Raw genomic sequence first — 17,960 nt, 5'->3', positions numbered from 1 at the left:
GAAGGGCGAGTACCGGCGCGGAGCGAATTTGACATTCGTAAGCACCGGCACGCAGACCTGACACCGAATGCGAGGGTTTGTCTGCACGCTGCTTTTATGCTGTCAAAAGGCTGGCTCTTATCGCTAATGCCTGCTCTTCCTTTGTTTTTTGATCCACCAAAGCAAAAAGCCCGTTCTCATATGCTAGTGAAAATAATTGTTCAATATGAAAAACTCCTGACTGAAACCGCCTGTTCAATAAATGCAGGGCCGCAGCACAGGCGACTTGAGCTGTTGCTTGAGACTCGTCGTGTCCTTTTATACCAAGCGCTGCATGATGAACCTTTTTCCCATCCGTCCCTGCCGCTTCCACTTTGACTGCATATTGATCTGTTCCCACTTGAGAAGATTGAATCATTGAAATGGCTCTGTCCTTCATCTTCGGCAGTGTAAGGAACGACGTCAGTCCAAGGCTCCTTGTGAAGGCCAATGCACCCGTCGCGAGACGTGAATCAAAACAAAGCCTTGTCGTCACAGATGGCACACGAAGTGTGGAAGGCAATGTCTGTTGATCAGAGAAGGGGAATCGATAGGCATACCGCTTTCCAAGCTGTTCACCAAAGTTGACCTGTCTGCCTCCAGTAAAGCTTTTCACTCTTTTCCGCTGATCATGCTCAGTAAGTTCATAATCAGTATGGACATGATCAATCGTCCATTCAATGGCGGCTTTTCCATGCTGATCCCCCAACCCAAGCATAATCCCAATATCTATTTGATCCACTGATGAAAGCATAGATGCCGCTTTTGCAGCTAATAAATTTGTAAGACCGGGCGCGAGACCTACACTGAGCAAAGCCGTTGCACTGATTTGCTGCAGATCCAGCTGTGCCATTTGCTCCATATACGCCCCCTTTGCAGAAATATCAATATAATCAATGCCTGCCCGCAGAACGGTTTCAGCAAATGACGTGTCATCTTGATCGAGACACATGATCACCAGCTTTGTTTCATCCATCCAGTCAGAATGTAATGGCTGACTAACATCTAGTTTGTAAGAACGGACCCTTCTTTTTGTCTGCTGTGAAAATTGTTCGGCCTTCTCATAGCTCCTGCCCGCCGCAACAATTTGCCCTGGATACACTTCACTTAACTGAAGACATATTTGCTGTCCGACATGTCCATAGCCGCCAATTACCATCACCTGTGATCTCATCTCTCATCCGCCTCTCTACGACCTCGCTTGCAAACAAGCCCTTTGATCATTCCTGCCTGAAAATAAGGTCTGATGTCTCGAAACCCCGCCTCCATTAAATGTCCTCTCATCTCCTCCTCAGGCACAGGATATGTTGCACGTCCCACCCTGTCATTAAAGGACGAAAACACTTCTTTTCCTAGACCTTGCCGCTTCATGAAAAGAGACAGCATATGAAGCTCTTGCTGAAATGCGCTGGAATTCATCTCTCCTTGTATAAATGCGAGTACAAACGGGGCCCCTGGTTGAAGCCTTCGGGCAATCTCCTGTAAAAATGGCAGCCGATTTTCTACAAAATGAATCACGAGCAGGCTCACTGCGGCATCGTAAACAGCTTCAGCAGACACCTTGTTTAATGTGGTCTCATACCAGGTGACACGCGCCTGCATATGGAGCTGTGAAACCCGCTGTTTCGCCATATCCAGCATAGATGCAGACGGATCGACTCCTGTGATGAGCCAGTCTTCTTTTCTCTGAAGCATGTTGATGATCTCTTCGCCCCCACCCGCTCCGACAGTTAGAATACGAGAGGCCGCTCCCTTTATTTCAGTTTCTAATACATCTACTGATAACTCATGCAAAAGGTGATAGCCGGGTACTTTATGTGAAATCGTTGCTGCGTATGATTCAGCAACAGGGTCTTGCCAATGCTGGTTTCCTTTCATATGATTCTCCTCCAGTTCCTTTCCGCTTTCCATCGTTTCCTGTACACTAATGATATGACGTCTTTATTGTAAAAAGAGGCACCAGAAAAAACGATCCCTAAAAGTGGGGGTTTTTGAGGAGGAGATCATGTGGTCAATCCAGCCACTCATTTTCAGCAGATAAGGCAGCACATACGGGACGAGCTTGCTGCTGTCATTGATTTTGATGCCGTCTGTATCACAACCATCGATCCAGCCACTCTCCTCTCGACAGGTTCCTACACTGATGAACCGATTGAAGAAATTCATGACCAGCTCTTTCAAAATGAATTTTTAAAAAGGGACGTGCATCAGCATGAGTTTCTAGCCAAAGGCCCTATTCATGCTGCGAGTCTCATCCAAAGCGGGGCATATTTGAACAGCGAGCGCTATCAGCATATTTTGTTACCTAACGGTTGGTCTGATGAATTGCGGGCAGCCCTTGTGATTCAAGGAGAATGCTGGGGTATCGCCAGCCTTTATCGTCAAAAGGGCAAGGAACCTTTTCAGAAGCGAGATATACAAGCAGTCATCGATCTAACACCGGCACTTGCAGCCAAGCTGAGAGATGAGCTTTTCAAAAAAAGAGACACTGAAGATGATGATGCGGCGGAGCAGCAAGGATTTCTCATGCTTTCAACTCATTACAAGCTTCTTTATGGAAATGAGACAGGGCTCCATTGGCTTCGTACATTTCAAGCCTTTGAACAAATCCATGACCAATCCGTCATGCCCCGCCCGTTCAGAGCATTAGGCGCTAAACTTTTATACGGCGGGACCGATCAAACAGCAGCAAGCATCACAAGAATGCCTACGGGGGTCTTTCTTTCCCTTCAAGCCTTTCGATTGGCGCAGGCTGACAGGCAGGAGGAGGCTATCATGATTCACATCAAACGAGCCCAAACAAATGATATTCTTCCTTATGCAGCGAAAACGTACAGGCTGACAGAAAGAGAGATGAACGTCCTCGACTGCTTATTAAAGGGCCAGTCGACAAAGGAAATTGCGAGTACGTTATATATTTCACCCCATACCGTTCATGATCATGTGAAAGCGATGCTGCAAAAGACGAATTTAAGCAGCAGACGTATGCTTGTTTACTTTTTCTCCAATATATAAAAAAAGCGGCTACCGCACTGGCAGACCGCTCTTTTCTTATTTTCCTAAAACCAGCTCATGCAGGACATGTGCTACTCCAGCTTCATTATTAGATTTTGTTACAACATCAGCTACGGCTTTGACATCATCAATGGCATTTCCCATAGCGACGCCGCAGCCCGCAAACTCTAGCATTGAGACGTCGTTCCCGTTATCCCCAATAGCCATGACTTCTTCACGAGGAATTCCCAGCTCCTTCGCTAGAAGCTTCACGGCATTTCCCTTACTCACATCAGGATGCAGGATTTCAAGGAAGAAATCTGTACTTTTTACCATCATATACTTTTCCTTCACTTCAGATGGAATGGCTTGTATCGTTTTTTCCAAACGTTCTGGCTGATCAATATACATCATTTTTGGAAGTCTCATCGATGAATCTGCCTCTTCAACAGGCATATATTTCAGCGGCAGTTTTGTTAAGTAGGATTCAAGCACTGTGTATTCACTAATATCGCGATTCGGTGTGTATAAATTGGCTGAATCGAAATAATGCATCGGCGTGTCCAGCTGACGGCTCAATTCATATAACGAAGTTAAGTCATCATAGGATAATGTCAGCTCTGACACCACTTCATTTGTATGGCTGTTTTGAACAAGCGCTCCATTATAGGCGATCACATAATCTCCCTCTTGATCAAGCTGAAGATCAGCTAAATAGCGATTTACCCCGCCAATTGGCCGGCCTGTACATAAAACAATTTTAATCCCTTCTGCCTTAGCCTGTTGAATGGCTTCAAACACTTCATCCGGCACCATATGTTGATCATTTAATAACGTACCATCCATATCAATTGCGACTAATTTATACATTCACTGGTCCCCTTTTCTCAGCAAAAACGTGCTGTCACTATTTTGAGCCACCATTACGATGATGACAGGTTATTTCATTACTATTTACCTATTTTAGCCTATCGTTTTTTCTTCACGCTGTCTACTTGTTCTTATCTGTAACAAATATCACAAGAGTCTACTCTATTATAACGCATTCTATTCATCGTGCTGATCACCCATTTGAAACAAGTAAAACAGAACAATTGTCCACCACTATAGAATGTTTTGAAACGAGCAAATCTAATTGTATGATGAATAGCAAAGAAAGGAGGTGCAGGGAATGATTACGTTTACGAGAGGTAAATTGTCAAAAATGTCTGGAGTACATATTGAAACCATTCGCTTTTACGAAAATGAAGGGGTGCTCCCAGAGCCCAAAAGAGCGCATAACGGCTATCGTCTATATGATAAAAAATATGTACTCATGCTGTCATTTATCACCGAAGCGAGAAAGCTAGATTTCTCACTTAAAGAAATTCGTGAAATTATCAAATCACTTTTCGAAAAAAAGTCAAAAACAGAAGCTGAACAGCTGCTCGAGCAAAAAGTCGAAGATATCCAGCACTCTATTCAAGAGTTAAAAAAAAGGAAGGCAGCTATTCAATTGTTAACAAAGCAAACATTAGCAAATATCAGCTGATTGTAAGGGCTGCCAAAGGTGTGCCGGTGTTGGTCACTGGCACACCTTCGCTCAGGTATCTCAGTACACGTTCAATGAAAACATCGGTTATACTAGAGTCAGCTTAAACGAGTGGAAGGGGTTTTGAGAATGAACATCGCAACCATTGGAACAGGTATCATTGTGGAAGGCTTCCTGCAAGCGATTGAACAGCTCGACGGTGCTTCTTGTCACGCTGTCTATTCAAGAAAGGAAGCAACGGCAAAGAAGCTCGCAGACAAATTTGGGGTGCAAACAACTTATACGGATCTAACTGCTATGCTAGAAGATCCTCACGTAGAAGCCGTTTACATCGCATCACCGAATCGTTTACATAGCGAGCATGCAACGAAAGCATTGAAACACGGAAAACATGTGATATGCGAAAAGCCTTTCACCTCTAATGTGAAAGAGCTGGAAGCCTTAATCGCTCTCGCAAAGGAAAAGCAGCTTCTCCTATTTGAAGCCATTACGACCGTTCATATGCCAAACTATCATTTGATCAAAAAGCACCTTCATCAATTAGGTAAAATCAAACTGGTTCAATGCAACTATAGTCAATATTCAAGCAAATATAATCAGCTGCTAGCCGGCGAAACGCCAAATGTCTTTAACCCTGAGTTCTCTGGAGGAGCGCTGATGGATATTAACATCTATAATGTCCATTTCATCATGAACCTCTTTGGATCACCAGAGCAAGTCCGATATCAGGCAAACCGCCATCCAAACGGTATAGACACATCTGGTGTTTTGACGTTCACTTACAATGATTTTATTGCGACAAGTGTCGGCAGTAAGGATACAAGCAGCATGAACTTTGCATTGATTCAAGGAGAAAAAGGCTTCATTCATGTGAAAAATGGGGCGAATGGGTGCGAGGAAGTGCTGCTGCATGTTGATGACAGGGTCATCTCACTCAATGCACAAACGAATCCAAATCGTCTGTTTTATGAAGCAGAAGCCTTCCAGCAGATCATTGAAACAAAAAATCATGAACAGTGCTATGCATGGCTTGATGAAAGTCTCTCCGTGATGAAAGTTCTTGATGCCGCAAGAAAAGATGCAGGTATTGTTTTCCCAGCAGATCAAATTTAATGAAAAAAACCGCCTTCTATGAGAGGGCGGTTTTTGACGATTAAATACTCTTTGAATACGCCACAAGACGCTGAGACATGTGATTCACTTCATCGACTGCAGCATTCACTTGCTCTGTTAAAGCAGCCTGAGTTTGCGTAAGAGCTGTCATATTCGAGATATTTTCAAGAATTTCATCAATTTGTGTTTTCATATCCGTTAAACTAGATTCAATATTTTCCGTTGCATTGGCACTATGCAGCGCCAGCTTTCGTACTTCATCTGCAACGACAGAGAATCCGCGGCCTTGTTCACCAGCTCTAGCTGCTTCAATCGCAGCATTTAGACCAAGCAGGTTCGTTTGGTTTGCCACTTCTTTGATTAAGTCAGAAATATTTTTTGTCTCATCTGCACTATTTTTTGCTAAGTGTGCGGCAGACGTTGACTGCTCTTGAGCGACAGCCAGCTCCTGTGCTTGATTTGTCACAGAGCTAATGCCCGAAACCATCTCACTAATAGAACTTGAAAGCTGTTCTACTTGTGAAGCCATTTCATCTGCTGTTTTCTCTTTGTTTTTTTCTAACGTGATGTCACGAATGGTTCCTGCCACACGAAGAGGCACACCTTTTTCATCACGGATGGTTTCACCACCTGCATGATACCAGCGGTACTCACCATTTTTGCGTTGCAATCTGTAATCAATATCAAACGGTGTGCGTCCAGAGTGGTCATTTAAATGATCTGCAAAGGCTTGTAAAGCCATTTCTTGATCCTCAGGATGCAGACGGTCGCTCCAGCTGCTCAGAACATTCGGGAAATCTTTTTCGTCTGTAAAGCCAAGAGTTGTTCTGAACTGCGGAGACCACCAGAATTCGTTATTTGGATTGACTGGATCGCCGGCCTCTACCACCATGTCCCAAGGAGCTTCGACAAGCGCACGGTTGATTAAGTCATATCTTGTGACAAATGCTTGCAGCTCTTCTTCTTTCAATTTCTGATCATGAATATCAAAAAGTGCTCCCGCCACACGAAGAGGGACACCATTCCGATCGCGAACAGTCGTTCCAGTTGCTTTGAACCAGCGATAATCTCCGTTTTTTAACTTTAAGCGATATTCAATATCATACGGCGTACGCCCTGAATGATCCAATAAATGCGAAGCAAATGCATCTAATGTATATTCTTGTTCATCCGGATGAATTCGAGATGCCCAACTGTCTAATAGGTTTGGAAAATCGTGCTCATTTTGAAAGCCGAGCATTTTTCGGAATTCATCCGTCCATGTGAATTCATTTTTTGGATTGACCGGGTCTCCAGCGATGACGATCATATCCCATAAGCCAACTTGAATGGCTTTTGTCACTAATTCCACCCGCATTTGAATATTTTCATGTGCTTCCTGCATCTTTTGCAAAGCTTCATTCATTTGCGCCACTGCTTCTATCGTTTGGCTAGAAGAAAATGCAGCAGTATCTAATCTTGCTGAAAGGTCTCCCTTTTCAATTCGTTCTATTAATTGGCTGCTTTCACTCAGAAGGATTTCAGCCGATGAATCATTTGCTTTCCTCTTAAACATCTTTCATAACTCCTTTCAACTTTAACGTTCTTGAAATATTTTACAGTTATAAACAATTCTTTATTAGGACTTTAGTAGTACAAATGATATATCGACAAAAACTGAAAATTGTTTATGTCATAAATAAGGCAAATGTTCATTTATTTGAAGTTTCATTTTTAGGATATGGATAAAATAAGTTAATTATGGATATAAATATATGTTTTGATAGAATCAACCTCTATTTTTGTCTGAAAAATCTCTTTTTTTATATTGACACTGACGTCTTGAAAAAAGAAAATGGAACATAAGCATTTTTTAAAAAAGGAGAACGTCATGAGCGCGAATCAGGAGCAACAAGAATTAAAAAAGCTTTTATCACCGCGTCACATTCGCATGATTGCGATGGGCGGGGTCATTGGTACAGGAATCTTTAAAGGAAGTGCCGATACAATTGGTTTAGCAGGCCCTGGGGTTATTTTTTCCTATGTATTTGCCGGATTGCTGCTCCTCATTGTAATGGCAGCATTAGCCGAAATGGCCATTGTGTACCCGGGAAATAATCTACGCGACCTTATACAAATTGCGCTTGGTCAACGTTTTTCATTTGTTGTCGGCTGGGTTTACTGTTTTATGTGGCTCACTGTATGTGTCATTGAGATTATTGCAGCTGGCAGTCTGCTTCAATACTGGCTGCCGAACGTGCCGTTATGGTCACTATGTTTACTTTGCTCACTCTTAGTCATCGGAATTAACTTAAATAATGTAAAATACTTTGGTGAAATTGAGTTTTGGTTCGCTGGAATGAAGATTTTCGTTATTATTGTCTTTATTATTCTCGGTGCAGCATTATTATTTGGGATCATTCCAAACGAACAAAGCACACCAGCGCTTACCAACTATCAAAACTTCGTCCCGAATGGATGGGGTGCGATCTTTGCATCACTTTTAGTGGTTATTTTCTCTTATGGAGGCTCTGAATTGATCGGGCTGACCATTACTGAAACAAAGGATGCGGAGAAGGTCTTGCCTGGAGTAGTCAAAAGTATGATGTGGCGGATTATCTTATTTTACACATTGCCGATTTTGATCATCTGCGGACTCATTCCTTGGAATCAAATTGACCCAAATAACAGTCCTTTTGTCCAAGTCTTTTCTGCTGCTGGTATGCAGGGCGCCTCTCACTTCATTAATTTTGTCTTGATTACAGCCGTTCTATCTGCGGCCAATTCTGGAATTTATGGAACGACGAGAATGATTCATTCTCTTTCTAAATCAGACGGCGGTCCGAAAAAACTGGCACAGGTCAACAAAAGAGGCGTACCCATTTTAAGTTTATGGGTTACCGTTCTATTTCTTCTCATTGGAACATTTTTTGCTTACTTATATCCAGACCAAATTTTCAGCTACATGCTGGCTATTCCTGGTTTTGCTGTTTCACTCATTTGGATCAGCATTTGTATGGCACATCTGAAGCTGCGTCCAAAATATCCACAGGAGCCGTATTTCAAGGTGTGGCTGTTTCCGTATCTAACTTTATTTGCAGGTCTTGTACTCAGTTTGAGCTTTGTTTTGTTCCTATTCAGACAAGAAAACCTGCCTAGCTCCATTATCAGCATCGGTTTCTTAGTCGCTGCCATCATCGCTTCATTCTTAATGAAAAAGAAGGCTTAAATACCAAAACCCGCCGAAATGGCGGGTTTTTTTATGAGCTGCTATCTTCTGTTACCTCAAAATCAATCGACGCTTTTGGAATGCCGTTGATGATAATCGTTAAAGTATGGGTTCCCTCATAGTGCTTTCTCGTCGTCATATTTTGAAAGGACTGAGACCTGATAAATTCTCTATGTAACGCTGAACTTGTTTCAAACTCTGTGATTTTAAATACCTTTTGATTGCGGGTACCCCGAGCTTTGACATAGTCTATGGCATACTCTACACGCAGCTTTAGTGGCTTAGCCGCCTGAAGTGTAAATTGAAAGGTCATTTTCTCTCCAATACGAATAGGGTCTTGCACTACCTTCAAATCTGTTACTTGAACAGATGGATCATCCCCATAGCCAAACAAAGCCATGATATCTGGATCGCCTTTTTTTAGTAAGGTACGAGATGCATGTTTGATGATCCAGTTCGTATGTTCATTCGTTCCATACCAGCTTTTAGCCGTCTTCTTCATCAGATCAGGCCGAATCGCTGAAATGTCATTTAAGTGGTTCGCTACACTTTTTTGCACATAGCGCGCTGGGTCCGACTTCAGGTTTTCTAAAATAGGCAGCGTAACCGAAGGATCCTTTTTAAGTGCAGGAACAGTTAATCCCCATGGCAAACGTGGTCTGCATCCTTCACTCGCCAGCCGCCGAATATGCTCATTTTGATTCTGTGACCATACAAGCATTTGCGCCAGCATTTTGTCTTGACCCTGAATCAGAAAAGGCCGAACGGCAAATTCAGAAGTGGAAAAAGGCGTAAAGAATTCGAGCGCCTTGATCGAGATATCCCAATGCGCTAGGCCATATGTTTCGACGTAGTCTGGAAATACAAGCGCACTAAGTCCTGAAAAATGCGGGGCTGTCTGACGCAGCACCTCAATTGCCTGCTCATAATCCTTAGGCAGACAGGCATGCATCGATTCAGTGACTCTTCTCATTCTGCCTTTTAACTCAAGCTGCTGCCAATCCTTTTGAAACACAAGCCGCTGGAATTCTCCAGCATCAAACCCAGTCGACGCTTGTGCAAGTTTCTCCGCTAATTCTTCAATAAATAATTCATGATAAACGTGTTTTAATGGTTCGATCGTGTCCGCCTCCCGCTTCTCAATATCTTTATTTTACCCCAATCTGACAGAGGTGGTATTGCCAAAAGCAAAAACAGCCCTATTCCGAAGAATCAGGCTGTTGCGTTTCACTATATAAACATATTAATGATCATAATAAGTGCAATGGCACTAACAGAAATGATCGTCTCCATAGCCGTCCATGTCAAAAACGTTTCTTTAATGGTCATACCAAAATACTCTTTGATCAGCCAAAAACCAGAGTCATTGACGTGAGACAAAATCAATGAACCCGCCCCTGTAGCTAACACTAGAAGCTCTCTGCTCACATCCGGCATAGATGCAGCAATTGGTGCGACAATACCAGCTGCAGTCATCATGGAGACCGTAGCAGATCCTGTTGCTACACGAATAACCGCAGCAATCAGCCAGCTAAGCAAAATTGGCGAGATCGGCGAGTGTTTTGCTAAATCTGCAATATAATCACCAACACCCGAATCGATGAGCACATTATTGAAAGCCCCGCCTGCTCCAATGACAAGCAGAATAGAAGCAATCGGTCCTAAGCACTCATTACTAAAGGAAAGCACCCTGTCACGGCTCATCCCTTGCACAAAGCCAAGGCTGAAGAAAGAATACACCGTTGCAATCAGCAGTGCTGTAATTGGATCTCCGATGTACTTAAATACCTGATACCAAATATTGTCCTCTGGTAAAATAATATCCGCCAGTGTGGCAAGAAGCATTAAAATCACTGGCACCAAAATCGTAAACATCGTATTTGCAAAGCCGGGAAGTTTTCGATCTTCATTGCGTTCAGTAAATTGCTTTCTCAGCAGCTCTGGAACTGGTTTATGAATCCGCTTTCCAATCCACTTTCCATACAGCGGCCCAGCAATAATAGCTGTCGGCAAACCGACAATAATGGAAAAGAAAATGGTTTTCCCCACGTTGGCATGATAGATGCCGACAGCTGCCATGGCAGCTGGATGAGGCGGCACAAGACCGTGAACGACAGACAAGCCAGCAATGAGCGAAATCCCAATTGTCACGAGCGAGATGCCCGTTTCAATCGCAATCGTAAACAATAAAGGAATGAGAAGAACGAATCCGACCTGGAAAAAGACAGGTATTCCCACAATAAAGGCAACAAACATCATCGCCCAATGCACATTTTTTGTCCCAAACCGGCCGATTAATGTGTGAGCGATCCGCTCAGCTCCACCTGATTCAGCCATCATTTTCCCAAGCATGGTTCCAAGCGCTAGAACTATGGCCAGCAATGATAACGTATTGCCTAACCCCGTTTTGATGGATTGAATGATTTCCTGCAGGTCCATCCCTGTGGCAAAACCGACTAACATAGAGGTAATAATTAAACTCACAAACGGATTCAACTTAGCAACTGTTATGAGGATGAGTAAAAGGACAATTGCGGCAATCACGATGAATAAAAGCATGCTCTCCCACCTTTTCCCTGATGTTTAATGATTTTGTTTTAATTGAAGCGCACTAATGACATCAAATTCATCCTTGAGTTTGTCATAGAGACGCTCATATAAGTAAAACAGTTCTATGTATGTTTCATTGTTCTCCATATTTGGTTCATGACGGGCAGAGATTCGAATCCAATCTTGAACCTCTTCTATCTCTTCCATATAACCTAAACTATGAAGTGCGAGCACAGCCGCCCCAAGTGCTGATGCTTCGTAGCTTTCTGGGACAAGTACTTCCCTGCCCATCGTATCCGCTAAAATTTGCCGCCACAACGGAGATCGCGCAAATCCGCCCGACGCCCTGACATCCTTTGCTGAACCGGTTAAATCCCTTAAGGCAACACCGATTGAGAACACACTCATAATGACGCCTTCTAACACAGCTCTTATAAAATGCTCCCGCTTATGCTGAAGACCGATCCCAAAGAAAGTGCCTCTCGCATTTGGATTCCAATAAGGTGCACGCTCACCTGTTAAAAATGGCAGAAACAGCAGTCCCTCTGAGCCGGCTGGAACTTTTTTCGCAATATCAATCATCAGGTCGTAAGGGTCCACTCCAAGACGCTTTGCTACCTCTACCTCCGAGGATCCAAATTCATCCTTCAGCCATCTCAGCATGATCCCGCCATTATTCGTCGGTCCTCCAACCACCCAATGCTTATCAGTCAACGCATAGCAGAACGTTCTTGACTGTTCATCTGTTATTGGTTTGTCCACGACCGTACGGACTGCACCGCTTGTCCCAATCGTGACAGCCACCTCACCTTTTCCAATCGCTCCCACACCTAAGTTCGCTAGAACCCCATCATTCGCACCAACAACAAATGGTGTATCTTCCGCAATGCCCATTCGCAGGGCGATCTCTGGCTGAAGCCCTCTCAGCTGATACGTCGTGGGAACAAGTTCAGACAATTGATCAGCCTCAATTCCAGCAATACGCAGCGCCTGCTCATCCCATTGAAGCGTTTCCAAACGGAACAGTCCCGTTGCTGAAGCGATTGAATAATCGACGACATACTGACCGAAGAAATGATAAAGAATATATTCTTTGATAGAAATGAATTTCGCTGCCTTCTTGAAGACATCAGGTGCCATTTCCTTGATCCACCGTATTTTTGAAAGCGGTGACATTGGATGGATCGGTGTACCGGTTCTTTTATACACTTGGAAGCCGTCCATGTCTGAAGTGATTCGCTTCGCTTGTTCTGCACTTCTGTTATCTGCCCAAATGATACTGTTCGTTAACGCCTTGCCATCCTTATCCATCACAATCAAGGAATGCATCGCTGTACTAATCCCGACGCCTATGAGATGTTTTGCATCAAATGCTGCTTTCGTCAACGCACCTCTTACACTTGCAATGACGGCTTCTAATATATGTTCAGGGTCCTGTTCAACCCATGCTGGCTGGGGCTGAATGAGATCATAAGGAACCGAATGCTTTGCTATCACTTTCCCCTGTGGTCCAAACAGAACCGCCTTTGTACTTGTTGTTCCAATATCCAAACCAATTACCGCCTGGTTTCCCTTCATCTGTATCACGCCCAATCATTGATTTGAAATCATATTTTATTGTTTTGATATACCTGTTAAATCCCATTATAGGAATAATTTTTTCGACATTCAACGACTAAAAAGAAAATTATTTTCACTTAAAAGCTCAAAATCGTTACCACAACGGCATTTTTCACTAATAGAAAAATTTATTTTTGAAACCATTACACCCTTTTTTGTGAAATGGTTTCTCTCATTTGTTTTAAATTCGTTAAAGTTTCCTGCTGTCTTAAGTGAGCAAGTGCAAAGTATAGTACGTCAATGACAGTGAGCTGAGCAAGTCTTGCAGACATCGCTTCTGTTCGAAAAGCCGTTTCTTGCGTCGAAGTATACAAGGTGACATCGGCAAGCTGGCTCAATGGAGAGCGCTGATAACTTGTAATACCGATGGTTTTCGCTCCTTTTTCCTTTGCTGTTTTCATTGCATCGAGTAAATCTTTATTACGGCCAGAATGAGATATACCAATCACTGTACTGTGCTGGTCGAGAAGACCGGCAGACATCGCTTGAAAATGGGAATCGGTGTGAACAATACAGTTGATACCTGTCCTCATAAATTTATGAAAAGCGTCTGTTGCAATGAGGCCAGACCCGCCACTCCCATAAAACTCTAAGCGCTTTGCTTCATGAATGATTTGTATGGCTTTTTCTACATCCTCTGGATTCAGTAATTGAAAGCTATCCTTTAATGCAGATATATTCGCCTGAAAAACCTTTTGCATAAAAACGGCCGTATCATCATCAAGACTCATTTCTTCATCTACATAATCAGGCTTTGTTTGATCTATTTCCTGGGCAATTGCAATCTTCAAATCTTGAAAGCCCTCAAATCCAAGCCTTTTACAAAGACGAAAAATCGTTGCCTCTGAGCTCGCTGTCTTTTTAGCAAGCTCGACAATTGATAAATGAATAATGTCGCCAGGTTCACTCGTAATATGTTCTGCAATTCCTTTCAACTTTGGCGGTAATCCTCTGCTTGCTGCTCGTATTTTTTCAATACTACTTAAACTGACAGAAGCCAATTGACTTCACTCCTTCCTTATTCATGTGAGCGCATACATTTCCTCATGTTCCCATCTTATAAAAAAGAAGCCTGTTTGCACAGACTTCTTTTTTATGAATTCATCGTTTTGATCAATAAATCGAAAAAATTTACTCAAAATTTTATAATATACACTTTTAGCTCAACAATCTACCACATTATTTTCAACTTCATTTTCTGTATTTTTTTCCAGAAACCTTAAGCATTTTACCCTTATTTCTTCTAAACTATCACTTAATTCATGTGGTATTAAACTTTCTACATCTTCAAGTTCTGTTCCCAAATGAAGTATATTTATCAGCTCTTCATTTATCCCTTTCTTCTTTAAAACATCGATTGTTCGAGGACTGAACATGAGCTTTTCCGCTTCTTCTATAGTAATTAAACCTTCTTTTAACGATATGATTATACCAATGATATTTATAACAATAATCCTATCTAAATCTTCATGTGAAGAATATCTTAGTTCTATTTTATTCATAAATCATTTCACACTCCAACCTTTTTTAACTTTCACATCATACACCAAACCAGATTTACTTTGAAAATAATGTACAGAAACCTTTTTTCCGTCTTTATAGCCATCTTTATATACTTTTTTCCAAGTCCCTCCTTCAATCTGTTTTAACTCAGATAACAACTTCTTATTATTTACTGTAACTTTTTTAGTCCCATTTTGAACAGCTTTAAAACCAGCAGGATATTTAGGGGCATATTTTATTGATTTATACAAATGTTTACTTGCTTTAACCCCGTTTACAAAAATAGTCCGAATGACAAGACCCCATACAGCATCGGCTTCTTTATAACCAATTTGGACTCTTTTGTCTCTTGAAGAAGCCTCTCGATTAATATTGAATGTTACAGACGGTGAAAATAACGATACAATTAAAGTAAAAATAATGAGAAAAGGGATACGTCTTTTCAATTTAAATTACCTCCTGATATTAACTATATAAAACACAATATAACATACTAGGAATATTATAACTATTTCATTCTGTAGAAAATTAAAACGAATCTTTATACTGTTTAAAAGATATCTCTGTCTTTTAACATCTTATTTATTACAATATAAATTCATAAAGTAATGAATAAAAAAGAATATACCCCTCGGAACGTCCACAAAATATTCACTAAAATCTAATCATCTAGCGCAAGGACAATATCATTTAACCTACCGAAATATTAAAAGACCCTTTTCAACTCATTTTTTCTTAAAATTGAATTGGTATGATTCTTCTGAATCTTTTCCCCGCCTCACTCGTATATACTAAAAGAGTGATTGATTTGAAAGGAGATCTGTTTGTGGGATATATTTTGTTATTTTCGGTTGTGATCGGTCTTGTCTTGACCCTTTTGCTCACACCGCTCAGGTTGATCGTTAGAAAGAAAGGAACAGAACAGCAGGTGCCCCTCATGTGGATTGCAGGCCTTGCTTTGCTGTTCATGATCGGTATTTTTGTTTTCTATTACATTACCAATTTAGACCGTAACCCTTCATCTCTATGGCTGATTGGACTTGTTGTGACAGCAGCAGGCGCCTTTTTGTCAGTGGGATTGGAGCGTAAAATCAAAGGCGTGCTGTTTCTTATTCTATTGCTGCTCGGTGTTTACATGGCGACAGCTTTTCTATTCAATGCGAATGAGAAATTCGATGTCTCCAAAATGGAGCAAAAAGTAGAAATCAAAGCATTTGATGAAAAAGAAACACCTGCGAGTGTGCCGCCTCAATTTGCTCGGAACAAAATGAAGAAATCGTTCGGACAGGTGCCAAACACAAGCTACTATGAGCTTGGCAGCTTGCAAATTCAGAAGGTCAACGGTGAGTATGTATACATCGCTCCAGTGGAGTTCTCGGACTTCTTTAAATGGATTCGTGCAGGCAGCACGCCGGGTTATTTTACATTAAGTGCGACCGACTCCTCTGCTAATCCAAAGTTCGTGAAAACAGAGATGGTCTATACGCCTTCTTCCTATTTCAACAAAGAAATTGAGCGGCATATCCGTCTCCAGTACCCAGATTTAATTTTCTACGGCGGTACACAGCTGGAAATCAATGATGACGGCAAGCCTTATTACATTCAAACGTATGGCGATTTCATCTCTGCCCGAAACGGCTTTAAAGCTTCCGGTGTGGTCGTTGTTGATGCCAAAACAGGTGCGACGAAGAAATATGCTCTAGATCAAGTACCTGCCTTTATCGACGGTGCTGTTTCACCAGAGGCGGTCAGTCTGCAAAACAGCTATTTCGGAAACTATATTCACGGGTTCTGGAACAGTATGTTTGGAAAGTCAGATGTCAAGCTGCCTTCCGATGAAGGAACGGAAGCCAATGTGAGCCCTGTATTTGATTCAAAAGGAGATATGTATTACTTCACAGATTTCACAAGTCCGAAAGAGGGCGTTGATTCCATGCTAGGATATGCCCTGACCAATGCCCGGACAGGAAAAGCGACTTATTATACTGGAAATCTTGAAGAATCCTACATGGATTCTCAGGGCGCTCTGCAAATTATTGAGAAACGATTCATCGAGAAGAAATGGAAAGGCCGCATGCCAATTCTCTATAATTTCTATGGGGAAGCCAGCTGGCTCACACCGGTTCTCGATTCAAATGGATTCCTGCAAAACTACTTTATCGTTTCTGCAGCCAATCCAGAAATCGCCGCGTACGCTTCTACACCAAACGAAGCACTGAGAGCCTATAAGACAGCTCTTCAAAAAGGCGGCGGTACCGTTAACAGTTCCTCTAAGCAGGAAAAGAAAGAAGCAGCAGGGAAGGTCAAACGTGTCTACAAAGAAAAGACCGGTGATTATACAACCGTCACCTTCCTGCTAGACGATGGAAAAAGCTACACTATGTCATCTGAAAAAGAACCTCTCGTCATTTATTTAAAAGAAGGCGATCAGGTCACGATGAAATATACAGATACAGGTGAGATTTTCCTTCCAGTCGATGAAATCAAAATTAAAGGGTTATAAAAAAAGACGTTTCTCCTACTGAGGAGAAGCGTCCTTTTTCTCTTTCCTTAACAATTCAACGAGCAATTCCTTATTTTTATTTCCCCCGGTCATCGGTGACTCGACATAGGAGAACTTTCGTTTGAAATCCATGCCTCTCACAGAAATAACAGCCAATTCACCGCCAATGCTGCCTCGCTGGAGGACATATTTAGATAAAACAGAAAGACCCATTCCATGGATCACAGCTTCTTTAATCGCTTGATTGCTGCTAAAGGTTACAAAGGTTCGCGCTTTCAGTCCATTTGATTTCAGGACATGCTGTAAATATTCTCCTGTCCCTGATCCCTCTTCTCTCGTGATCCATGTTTCGTTTTGTAATTGATCAATGGTGACATCTTTTCTCTTGGCAAAAGGATGATCTAATGGCGCCACAATATAAAGCTCGTCCTCTAGAAAAGTTTCTACAGAAAGCTCTTTGTCATTGGTCTGTCCTTCGATCAAACCAATGTCAACATGGAATAAACGGACATGTCTGGCGACCGCCTCTGTATTATCAATGACCACCTCAATATCAACATGCGGATAGAGCTGATGAAACTCCGCCAATATTTGCGGCAGCACATACTCACCAATGGTGAAGCTCGCCCCGATGGTCAGCTTTCCTCTTGCCAGGTGGTGATGCTCATAAATGTCCTGCTTCGCCTGTTCATAGAGACGAATGATTTGTTTTGATCGATGGTACAGCATATCCCCAGTTGGTGTAACGGTTAATTGCTTTGGTGAACGATTCAGCAGAACGGTCTGGAATTCCTGCTCCAAGTTCTTAATATGAAGACTGACACTTGGCTGAGAAATTCGCAGCTTTTGGGCTGCTTTTGTAAAGTTCTTCTCCTCCACCACTGTCACAAATGTCTTCAGTGCATCGTAATACATCGGTC

At 42.2% G+C, this 17,960-nt stretch carries 16 protein-coding genes; 5 read left to right on the top strand and 11 right to left on the bottom strand.

The annotated features are described in order from the left end of the window. Positions 1 to 94: 94 nt before the first annotated feature. Entirely contained in the window at positions 95 to 1,192 is a 1,098-nt protein-coding gene (locus tag M1D84_RS00720; protein ID WP_458106373.1) for a saccharopine dehydrogenase family protein, read from the bottom strand. After that, positions 1,189 to 1,896 carry a class I SAM-dependent methyltransferase gene (locus tag M1D84_RS00715; protein WP_172881132.1) on the bottom strand — a complete coding sequence of 236 codons (708 nt, stop codon included), beginning with the start codon at positions 1,894 to 1,896 and terminating at the stop codon, positions 1,189 to 1,191. Before M1D84_RS00715 ends, M1D84_RS00720 begins: the two co-directional genes overlap by 4 nt. A gap of 129 nt (positions 1,897 to 2,025) precedes the next feature. Here M1D84_RS00715 and M1D84_RS00710 point away from each other — a divergent pair, with 129 nt between their 5' ends. Then, positions 2,026 to 3,033, top strand: coding sequence for a helix-turn-helix transcriptional regulator (locus M1D84_RS00710; RefSeq protein ID WP_024423946.1), 1,008 nt, complete (start codon positions 2,026 to 2,028; stop codon positions 3,031 to 3,033). Between the two features lie 36 nt (positions 3,034 to 3,069). On the opposite strand, the gene yidA is transcribed toward M1D84_RS00710, so the two are convergent. Continuing rightward, positions 3,070 to 3,882, bottom strand: a complete 813-nt coding sequence (gene yidA, locus M1D84_RS00705) for a sugar-phosphatase (protein ID WP_024423947.1) — start codon at positions 3,880 to 3,882, stop codon at positions 3,070 to 3,072. 301 nt (positions 3,883 to 4,183) lie between these two features. Here yidA and M1D84_RS00700 point away from each other — a divergent pair, with 301 nt between their 5' ends. Both M1D84_RS00700 and M1D84_RS00695 read left to right on the top strand, forming a co-directional pair. Beyond that, positions 4,184 to 4,543, top strand: a complete 360-nt coding sequence (locus tag M1D84_RS00700) for a MerR family transcriptional regulator (RefSeq protein ID WP_024423948.1) — start codon at positions 4,184 to 4,186, stop codon at positions 4,541 to 4,543. Positions 4,544 to 4,672: 129 nt separating this feature from the next. Then, a complete protein-coding gene (locus M1D84_RS00695) occupies positions 4,673 to 5,656 on the top strand; it encodes a Gfo/Idh/MocA family protein (protein ID WP_024423949.1) in 984 nt (327 codons plus the stop codon). Positions 5,657 to 5,696: 40 nt separating this feature from the next. On the opposite strand, the gene M1D84_RS00690 is transcribed toward M1D84_RS00695, so the two are convergent. Next, a complete protein-coding gene (locus tag M1D84_RS00690; RefSeq protein WP_024423950.1) occupies positions 5,697 to 7,211 on the bottom strand; it encodes a methyl-accepting chemotaxis protein in 1,515 nt (504 codons plus the stop codon). 315 nt (positions 7,212 to 7,526) lie between these two features. Here M1D84_RS00690 and M1D84_RS00685 point away from each other — a divergent pair, with 315 nt between their 5' ends. Beyond that, positions 7,527 to 8,864: an amino acid permease gene (locus tag M1D84_RS00685; protein ID WP_024423951.1), complete on the top strand. Its 1,338-nt coding sequence runs from the start codon at positions 7,527 to 7,529 to the stop codon at positions 8,862 to 8,864. Positions 8,865 to 8,895: 31 nt separating this feature from the next. Here the strand turns inward: M1D84_RS00685 and M1D84_RS00680 are convergent, their stop codons facing one another. From M1D84_RS00680 to M1D84_RS00655, 6 genes are all read right to left on the bottom strand, one after another. Continuing rightward, complete coding sequence (locus M1D84_RS00680) at positions 8,896 to 9,984, bottom strand: hypothetical protein (RefSeq protein ID WP_029706442.1); 1,089 nt, start codon at positions 9,982 to 9,984, stop codon at positions 8,896 to 8,898. Positions 9,985 to 10,094: 110 nt separating this feature from the next. After that, positions 10,095 to 11,423, bottom strand: a complete 1,329-nt coding sequence (locus M1D84_RS00675) for a GntP family permease (protein ID WP_197173033.1) — start codon at positions 11,421 to 11,423, stop codon at positions 10,095 to 10,097. A 24-nt stretch (positions 11,424 to 11,447) separates the two neighbouring features. Continuing rightward, complete coding sequence (gene gntK, locus M1D84_RS00670) at positions 11,448 to 12,992, bottom strand: gluconokinase (protein WP_024423954.1); 1,545 nt, start codon at positions 12,990 to 12,992, stop codon at positions 11,448 to 11,450. Positions 12,993 to 13,177: 185 nt separating this feature from the next. Further along, a complete protein-coding gene (locus M1D84_RS00665) occupies positions 13,178 to 14,035 on the bottom strand; it encodes a MurR/RpiR family transcriptional regulator (RefSeq protein ID WP_024423955.1) in 858 nt (285 codons plus the stop codon). Between the two features lie 162 nt (positions 14,036 to 14,197). Next, positions 14,198 to 14,536 carry a DUF3969 family protein gene (locus M1D84_RS00660; protein ID WP_024423956.1) on the bottom strand — a complete coding sequence of 113 codons (339 nt, stop codon included), beginning with the start codon at positions 14,534 to 14,536 and terminating at the stop codon, positions 14,198 to 14,200. Between the two features lie 3 nt (positions 14,537 to 14,539). After that, entirely contained in the window at positions 14,540 to 14,983 is a 444-nt protein-coding gene (locus tag M1D84_RS00655; protein WP_024423957.1) for a hypothetical protein, read from the bottom strand. Positions 14,984 to 15,363: 380 nt separating this feature from the next. Here M1D84_RS00655 and M1D84_RS00650 point away from each other — a divergent pair, with 380 nt between their 5' ends. After that, on the top strand, positions 15,364 to 17,040 hold the full coding sequence (locus M1D84_RS00650) for a hypothetical protein (protein WP_024423958.1): 1,677 nt from the start codon (positions 15,364 to 15,366) through the stop codon (positions 17,038 to 17,040). A 15-nt stretch (positions 17,041 to 17,055) separates the two neighbouring features. On the opposite strand, the gene M1D84_RS00645 is transcribed toward M1D84_RS00650, so the two are convergent. Further along, positions 17,056 to 17,955 (bottom strand): LysR family transcriptional regulator, encoded by a 900-nt coding sequence (locus M1D84_RS00645; protein ID WP_212047953.1) that lies wholly within the window; start codon positions 17,953 to 17,955, stop codon positions 17,056 to 17,058. Between the last annotated feature and the right edge of the window lie 5 nt (positions 17,956 to 17,960).

It is taken from the genome of Bacillus sp. PK5-006, from assembly GCF_054161415.1.
The sequence above is the reverse complement of the archived record's forward strand: the minus strand, read 5'-3'. Positions and strand labels throughout refer to the sequence as shown.